Source organism: Deinococcus sp. (assembly GCF_030523985.1).
GTDB lineage: Bacteria > Deinococcota > Deinococci > Deinococcales > Deinococcaceae > Deinococcus.
In genome coordinates, this window is record NZ_JAUNHK010000115.1 from 1 (window position 1) to 7315 (window position 7315).

Here is a 7315-nt window from a genome sequence, read left to right on the forward strand (position 1 = left end):
AAGACCGTCGCCATCGTGGGCGGCAGTGGCTACGCAGGCGGCGAATTTCTGCGCCTCGCCCTGAACCATCCCCACCTCGAAGTCACGCAAGTGACCAGCGAACGCAGCGCCAAACTGCCCGTGACGATGGTTCACCCCAACCTGCGCGGGGCGACCAACCTCAAATTCGTCAAGGCTGCCGACCTCGAAGCTGCCGACATCGTGGTGCTGGCACTGCCCCACAACTCGGCGGCCAAGCGCATTGCCGAATTTGAGGCGAAGGGCAAGGTGCTGGTGGACCTCTCCGCCGACTTCCGCCTCAAAGACCCCGAGGTGTACGAGCGCGTGTACGGCGAGCCTCACCCCGCTCCCGACAAACTGGGTGAGTGGGTCTACGGCAACCCCGAACTGCACCGCGACGACCTGAAGGGCGCGACCCGCATCGCCTGCGCGGGCTGCTTTGCCACCTCTGTGATTCTGGCGCTGTACCCGCTGCTCAAGCTCGGGGCGTTGGCGCCCAAGGACATCATCGCCACCGGGCTGGTGGGCAGCAGCGCGGCGGGCGCGAGTGCCAGCGATTCCAGCCACCACCCCGAACGGGCGGGCAGCCTGCGCGTCTACAAACCCGTCGGACACCGCCACACCGCCGAGGCGCAGCAGGAGCTTCCCGGCAACTTCCCCCTGCACCTGACCGCCATCTCTACCCCCCGCGTGCGCGGCATCCTGACCACCGTGCAGGCGTGGGTGCCCGACGGCTGGAGCGACAAGGACGTGTGGAGCGCCTACCGCGAGGTCTACGGCCAGGAGCCGTTTATCCGCATCGTCAAGGTCGCCAAGGGCATTCACCGCTACCCCGACCCCATGCTGCTCGACGGCACCAACTTCTGCGACATCGGCTTCGAGATGGACGTGGACACGGGCCGAGTGGTGCTGATGTCCGCCATCGACAACCTCGTAAAAGGCACGGCGGGCCACGCCATTCAGTCGCTCAACATCGCGCATGGCTGGGATGAGCGGACAGGGCTGGAATTTATGGGATTGCACCCGGCTTAAGCCTGAGCCAGAGAAGAAAAATACGGATTCCGCACGCCGAGGCGGAATCCGTATTCGTTTGGGAGAAGGCGTTCAGGGGTACAGGCCGCGCAGCGCACGCGCTTCGAGCACGCGGGTACAGGACACGATGTACACGGCGGTTCGCAGGGTCACGCCGTGCTTTTCCTTCACGTCCCAGAGGCTCTGGAAGGCTTCTTGCATGATGCGGTCGAGGCGCTGGTTGATTTCGTCTTCCGTCCAGAAGAACGAGCTGAAATCCTGCACCCACTCGAAGTAGGACACCGTCACGCCGCCCGCGTTCGCCAGCACGTCGGGCACCACGGTCACGCCCTTACTCGCCAGCAGGTCGTCGGCGGCGGGGATGGTGGGGCCGTTCGCGCCTTCTACCACCAATCTGGCCTTGATCTTGTCGGCGTTGTCGAGCGTGATTTGCTTTTCCAGTGCGGCGGGAATCAGCACGTCGCAGCCCACCGACCAGAATTCGTCCTTCTGGATTTCCTCGGTGCCTTCCAGCCCCGTGATTTTGCCCGTCTGCTTGAGGTGGGCCAGCGCCTTGGCGGGGTCGATGCCCGCCGCGCTGTGGATGGTGCCCGTCACGTCCTGAATGGCGACAATCTTCGCGCCATGGTTGTGGAAGATGCGGGCGGCGGCCTCGCCCACGTTGCCGAAGCCCTGCACGGCGATGCGGGCGCCTTCCATCGGCATGTTCAGTTTCTTCATGGCTTCTGCGCCCGTCACGAACACGCCGCGTCCCGTCGCGTCGCTGCGCCCCAGGCTCCCGCCCAGGCTGATCGGCTTGCCCGTCACCACACCCGTGGCGGTGCGGCCCTGGTTCATGGAGTAGGTGTCCATCATCCAGGCCATCGTCTGCGGGCCAGTGTTCACGTCGGGCGCGGGAATGTCCTTTTCCGGCCCGATGATGAGGCCGATTTCGGTGGTGTAACGCCGCGTGACGCGCTCCAGTTCGCCCTGGCTGTACTTGCGCGGGTCAATGCGGATGCCGCCCTTGCCGCCGCCGTAGGGCAGGTTCACGGCGGCGTTTTTGATGGTCATCCAGGCCGAGAGCGCCATCACTTCCGAGAGGGTCACGTCCTGGTGGTAGCGCACGCCCCCCTTGGCGGGGCCACGCGAGGTGTTGTGCTGCACGCGGTAGCCCTCGAAGTGGGCCACGGTGCCGTCGTCGAGGTGAATCGGCACGTCCACGACCAGAATGCGTTTGGGACGCTTGAGGGTTTCGACCCAGTAGGCCAGCTTGCCCAGGTAGGGCGTGACGCGGTCAACTTGTTCGAGGTAAATCTCGTAGGGGCCGATGTTGTTGGGGTCGAGGTAGCTGGGAATTTCGTGCTTGGCCTTGGGTGTGGATTGTTCGGCGGTCATAACGCTCCTTTACAAGAGGCGGAAAATCGGAGAGGAGGGGCAAAAATAGGGCTTTATGGGTACACGCCGCGCATGACGGTGGCGTTGTGCAAGCGGTTGAGGGCCACGGCATAGGCCGCCGTGCGCAGGTCGGTGCCGCTGCGCTGCGCGAACGTGGTGACCGAGTCGAGCGCCGCCAGCACGCGGGCGTCAATCGCCGCTTCGATTTCCGCTTCCGACCAGAAGAAGTTGCTGGCGTCCTGCACCCATTCCAGATAGTTGACAATCAGGCCGCCGATGCTGGCGACCACGTCGGGCAAAATCTCTACACCCTGTGTGGTCAGGAAGCGCTCGGCTTCGGGCAACACGGCGCGGTTGGTGGCCTCCACGACGTAGCGGGCGCGAACCGCGTGGGCATTGCCCGCATTGATGACGCCGTAGTCGTAGGCCAGAATCAGCGCGTCCACATCCAGTTGCACCAGTTCCTCGGGGCTGATTTCGGTGCCGAAGCCTTCGAGCTTGCCGCGCTGTTCGTGGTGCTGGGCCAACGCTTCCAGGTCGAGGCCGGAACTGGCGAACACGGCTCCGCCTTCATCCCCGATGGCGACGACCAGGGCACCCCAGCCGGAAAGCAGTTGCGCGGCCCGCCGAGCGACTTCGCCGTAACCGTAAACGGCGACCCTGGAGTGCTTGAGCGGCTGCCCGGCCTGTTCCAGCACGCGGGCGGTGACCAGCGCGGCGCTGCGCCCACGGGCGTCCTTGCTGCCGTAGCTGCCGCCCAGGGGCAGAGGCTTGCCGACGACCACGCCGCTGGTGGCTTCGCCCGTGTTTTCGTTGTAGGTGTCCAGCGCCCAGGCCATCACTTGCTGGTCGGTGCCGATGTCGGGGGCCAGGATGTCTTCGTTCTTGCCGATCAGTTCGACCAGTTCGGAGGTAAAGCGTCGGGTCAACCCCTCCAGTTCGTGCGGGGTCAGGGTGGTGGGGTCAACGTCCACGCCCCCCTTCGCGCCGCCCAGCGGCAGGTCGGCGACAGCGGCCTTGAGGGTCATGATGGCGGCCAGCACTTCGCATTCGTGGGCGTTCAGCCCCGGCTTGAAGCGCACGCCGCCCATGCTGGGGCCACGCGCCGTGGAATGCACGCTGCGGTAGCCGCGAAACATCCGCACCTGACCGTCGTCCATGCGAACGGGCAGGTTGATGCTGACGGTTCTTTTGGGGTACTTGAAATACGCCAGCGACTGGTCGGTCACCTCGGTATAAGGCAGGGCCTGCTGAAGCTGCTCAATCAGCCCCTGCCAGTTGAGTCCTGTTGCCCGCATAGGGTCACTCTCCTTAACAACTGTCTTGCACAAATGGGTTTTGGCGTGTCTGAGGATACAGGTCTAGACCGCTCCTCGCCGCTTTTTTGTTGCGCTGTCTTGCCCCTATGGACACTGCTTTTGCTGATTGAACCGAGTTCAAGCAACGCGCAGACGATTCCTGCCTGTCTTCGGAAATGGGCAGACGTTGCAAGAGCCGTTGCCCCCTCGCTCCCAGCCTCAGTACCCCATGACCTTCTTGATCGCTTTCGCCACCCGCAGCGGGTTGGGGCGGTAGAGGTCCTCAATGGCGGTAAAGGGCGGATACGGCGCGTCGAAGCCTGTCACGCGGACAATCGGGGCGTGCAGGTACTCGATGGCTTCTTCGGCGATGTTGGCGGAAATTTCGGAGTGAAAGCCAGCGGTGCGCGGCGCTTCGGTGACGATCACCACCCGGCCCGTCTTTTCTACGCTGGCTAGGATGGTATCGAGGTCAAGCGGAACCAGGGTTCGCAGGTCAATGACTTCCACGCCGATCCCCGCCTGGGCCGCCGCTTCTGCCGCCTTCTGGCAGACCTCCACCATGCCGCCGTAGCAAATCACGGTCACGTCGTCGCCCTCTTTGGCGATGCGGGCTTTGCCGATGGGCAGCGTGTAATGGCCCGTCTGCACGTCTTCCTTGAGCGAGCGGTACATCTTGATGCTCTCGAAGAAGAACACGGGGTCGGGGTCGTCGATGGCGGCGAGCAGCAGCCCCTTGGCGTCGGCGGGGGTGCTGGGAATCACGACCTTGACGCCGGGAGTGTGGGCCAGAATCGCCTCGGGGCTGTCGGCGTGCTGCTCGGGGGTGTGGACGCCGCCGCCGTAGGGTGCGCGAATCACCATCGGCAGGTGGTAGCGGCTGCGGGTGCGGTGGCGATAGCGCCCCAGGTGCGAGAGAATCTGGTCGAGCGCGGGGTACAGGAAGCCCGCAAACTGAATCTCGGCAATCGGCTTCAGGCCCGCCAAGCCCATGCCGATGCCCATGCCCACGATGCCCGCTTCGGCAAGGGGGGTGTCGAACACGCGCTCTAAGCCGTGCTTTTTCTGTAAGCCGTCGGTAGCGCGAAACACGCCGCCCATCACGCCCACATCTTCGCCAAAGATGCACACGTCGGGGTCACGCGTCAGGGCGATGTCCAGCGCGTCGTTGATGGCGGCGACCATCGTCATGGTTCTGGTCGTCATGGTTTCGGTTGTTACAGCGGTCATGCGAAAACCTCGGTGGTTGGGAGAAACTGAATCTGAGCCATCTGCCATCTGCCTTCAGCCATTTGCGGCTTCACAACTCGCCCAGCAGTTCCGCCCGCTGCCTCAGCAGTTGCGGCGTCGGCTCGGCAAAGACGTGCTCCAGAATCTCTTTGGGTTCGGGGTCGGGGTAAGCGTCGGCTTCGGCCAGCGCGGCTTCAAACTCGTCGGCCACTTCCTTTTGCAGCGCGGCGTCGCTCTCGGCGGTCAGAATGCCTTCTGCCAGCAGGTGATGTTGCAGGCGCTGCACGGGGTCTTTGTCGTCCCAGCCTGCGGTGTCCTCGTCGGTGCGGTAGCGGGTGGGGTCGTCCGCGACGGTGTGCGGCTTGACGCGGTAGGTCACGGTTTCGATGAGGGTAGGGCCTTCGCCCCGGCGGGCGCGTTCCACGGCCTCAAAGGTCACGTGCCAGGTCGCCAGCACGTCGTTGCCATCCACCCGCACGCCAAGAATGCCGTAGCCCAGGGCGCGGTGGCTGAGGTTGGTCGCCTTCGTCTGGGTGGCGGTGGGCACGCTGATGGCCCAGCCGTTGTTTTGCAGGATGAACACGCACGGAGCGTTCAAGGCTCCGGCAAAGTTCAGCGCCTCATGAAAGTCGCCCTCGCTGCTGCCACCGTCTCCGATAAAGGCCATAGCGACGTTTCTGGTGCCCTTGCGCTTTTCCGCCAGCGCCGCGCCCACCGCCTGCGGGTACTGGGTGGCGATGGGAATGTAAAAGGGCAGCACCTTGAGGTCGGCGGGCATCTGCCAACCGTGCGGGCTGGTGCGCCAGTAGGCCAGCGTGCGGGCAATCGGCAGACCGAGGGTCAGCGCCGCGCCCGTGTCGCGGTAGGTGGGAAACAGCCAGTCGTTTTTGGTGAGCGCGGCGGCGGTTCCGCACTGGCTGGCTTCCATGCCGCCAAACGGCGGAAATACCCCCAGGCGGCCCTGGCGGTAGAGCACCCAACCGCGCTCATCAAACTGCCGGGCGCGGCGCATCTGGCGGTAGAGATGAAGCCGCTGCTCGGGGCTGGGCAAGGCGTCGGGCCGAACCACCGTGCCGTCGGGCGCGAGGATTCGGAACATGTCGCCGCTTTGGGCCGCAGCGTCGTAGGCGGCGGCAGCGTTGGCAAATGCCTGGGCGGTTTCCTGGGTTTCGGGCTGAACTTGAGTCATGACAGCTCCTCGGAGAAAAGGGGAGGGACGGCGAGAGGACCAACCAAAACGCCCGCCTCACACCGGGCCAGGCCAGGTCAGGCGGGGCAAATGTTCAGCGTCAGGGGGCGCGGCGCTGGTTCAGGAGGCGCATGGACCGTCCTCGCTCCGCCTCATGCAGAGGGGCGCAGGCAACAGCAGGGCAGACGGCAGGACAGGTCATCAGGCGACAGCAGACTCCGAAGATTTGAAGATGCTGCCTAGACTAGCAAAAGCGAGTGCCTTCCGGTCACGGCGGAGTCCAGAAGGCGACAGACGAATAGGCCGCGAAGCTGCTGCATACGCTTCGCGGCCTATTCGTCTGTCAGAGGGGGAAGGTCAACTGCCGCAGCCCCCGCCGCCACAGCCTCCACCACAACCCCCGCCTCCACTGTCGCCGCAACTGCTGTCACTGCCGCTGCTGTCGCAACTGTCGCCGCCCGTGTAGCCGCAGCCTGCACCTCCGCAGGAGCCGCCGCCGCTTGACCCGTCGGCCTTGCGGGGGTCGCCTGGGTGGGGCTGCATGGCCGCCGCGAAACTGCCGACCAGCAGGAACACGATGACGCCCAGCACCGTCAGAGCCGCTGCAGACAGGTGGAAAAAGACAGACATCGCCGCTCCCAGAAGCACGGTCCACAGCAGGGCTGGCCTGACCAGGAAGGGAGCGCGGCGGCGGGGCCGGGCCACACGCCAGATGTCGCTGGGCGGCTCATGTCCGAAGGTGGCGCGGTAGTCGTCCAGGGTGCGGCGGTACTGCGCGGCGTATCTCGCGCCGTCGCCGGGCAGCCCCTCGGCGGGTTCGTGGTGCAGGGGCGCAGGCAGCAGCGGCGTCAGCTTTTCCCAGTAGTCACGGGAAAAGGTCAGGTGCATGTGCCACGCCTCGTCCACGATTTGCGAGGGCGTGACTTCGTGTCCCATCGTCGCGGCGAGGTGGATAAAGCGGCGGTACTCGGTCAGCCCGCGGGTGGTGTAGTCCAGCGTCCACTTCTGCTCGGCCATCAGCTTGGTGGTCATGGCCGCCGGGAAAGTGTAGGTCGCCACCGCAGCTTCGTCGTAGTGGGCCGTGAAGGGGCTGGGCATGGGGAAGGTGGAATCGGTGTTTTTGGTCAGGATGGTCATCGTTGCCTCCTCTGGTCTGCGTCAGACAGTGTTGATGCTTGCGGGCAGCATG

Annotated in this window: 6 protein-coding genes; 1 reads left to right on the plus strand and 5 read right to left on the minus strand. The window is 64.9% G+C overall.

Features of this window, described 5'->3' with window-relative positions:
* The coding region (argC, locus tag Q4C89_RS12935) for an N-acetyl-gamma-glutamyl-phosphate reductase (protein ID WP_303103035.1) at positions 1-1032 on the plus strand (1032 nt) is incomplete at its 5' end.
* A gap of 72 nt (positions 1033-1104) precedes the next feature.
* Here the strand turns inward: argC and Q4C89_RS12940 are convergent.
* The 5 genes from Q4C89_RS12940 to Q4C89_RS12960 form a co-directional block, all read right to left on the minus strand.
* Entirely contained in the window at positions 1105-2409 is a 1305-nt protein-coding gene (locus Q4C89_RS12940; RefSeq protein ID WP_303103036.1) for a Glu/Leu/Phe/Val dehydrogenase, read from the minus strand.
* 53 nt (positions 2410-2462) lie between these two features.
* A complete protein-coding gene (locus Q4C89_RS12945; RefSeq protein WP_303103037.1) occupies positions 2463-3707 on the minus strand; it encodes a Glu/Leu/Phe/Val dehydrogenase in 1245 nt (414 codons plus the stop codon).
* A 219-nt stretch (positions 3708-3926) separates the two neighbouring features.
* A complete protein-coding gene (locus Q4C89_RS12950) occupies positions 3927-4937 on the minus strand; it encodes an alpha-ketoacid dehydrogenase subunit beta (protein WP_303103038.1) in 1011 nt (336 codons plus the stop codon).
* A 70-nt stretch (positions 4938-5007) separates the two neighbouring features.
* Positions 5008-6126: a pyruvate dehydrogenase (acetyl-transferring) E1 component subunit alpha gene (gene pdhA / locus Q4C89_RS12955; RefSeq protein ID WP_303103039.1), complete on the minus strand. Its 1119-nt coding sequence runs from the start codon at positions 6124-6126 to the stop codon at positions 5008-5010.
* A gap of 357 nt (positions 6127-6483) precedes the next feature.
* Positions 6484-7263: a hypothetical protein gene (locus tag Q4C89_RS12960; RefSeq protein ID WP_303103040.1), complete on the minus strand. Its 780-nt coding sequence runs from the start codon at positions 7261-7263 to the stop codon at positions 6484-6486.
* Positions 7264-7315: the final 52 nt, after the last annotated feature.

Coding starts and splice junctions, on each gene's coding strand:
- Q4C89_RS12940 (WP_303103036.1), bottom strand. CDS start 2,409: ATGACCGCCGAACAATCCACACCCAAGGCCAAGCACGAAATTCCCAGC.
- Q4C89_RS12945 (WP_303103037.1), bottom strand. CDS start 3,707: ATGCGGGCAACAGGACTCAACTGGCAGGGGCTGATTGAGCAGCTTCAG.
- Q4C89_RS12950 (WP_303103038.1), bottom strand. CDS start 4,937: ATGACCGCTGTAACAACCGAAACCATGACGACCAGAACCATGACGATG.
- Q4C89_RS12960 (WP_303103040.1), bottom strand. CDS start 7,263: ATGACCATCCTGACCAAAAACACCGATTCCACCTTCCCCATGCCCAGC.
- pdhA (WP_303103039.1), bottom strand. CDS start 6,126: ATGACTCAAGTTCAGCCCGAAACCCAGGAAACCGCCCAGGCATTTGCC.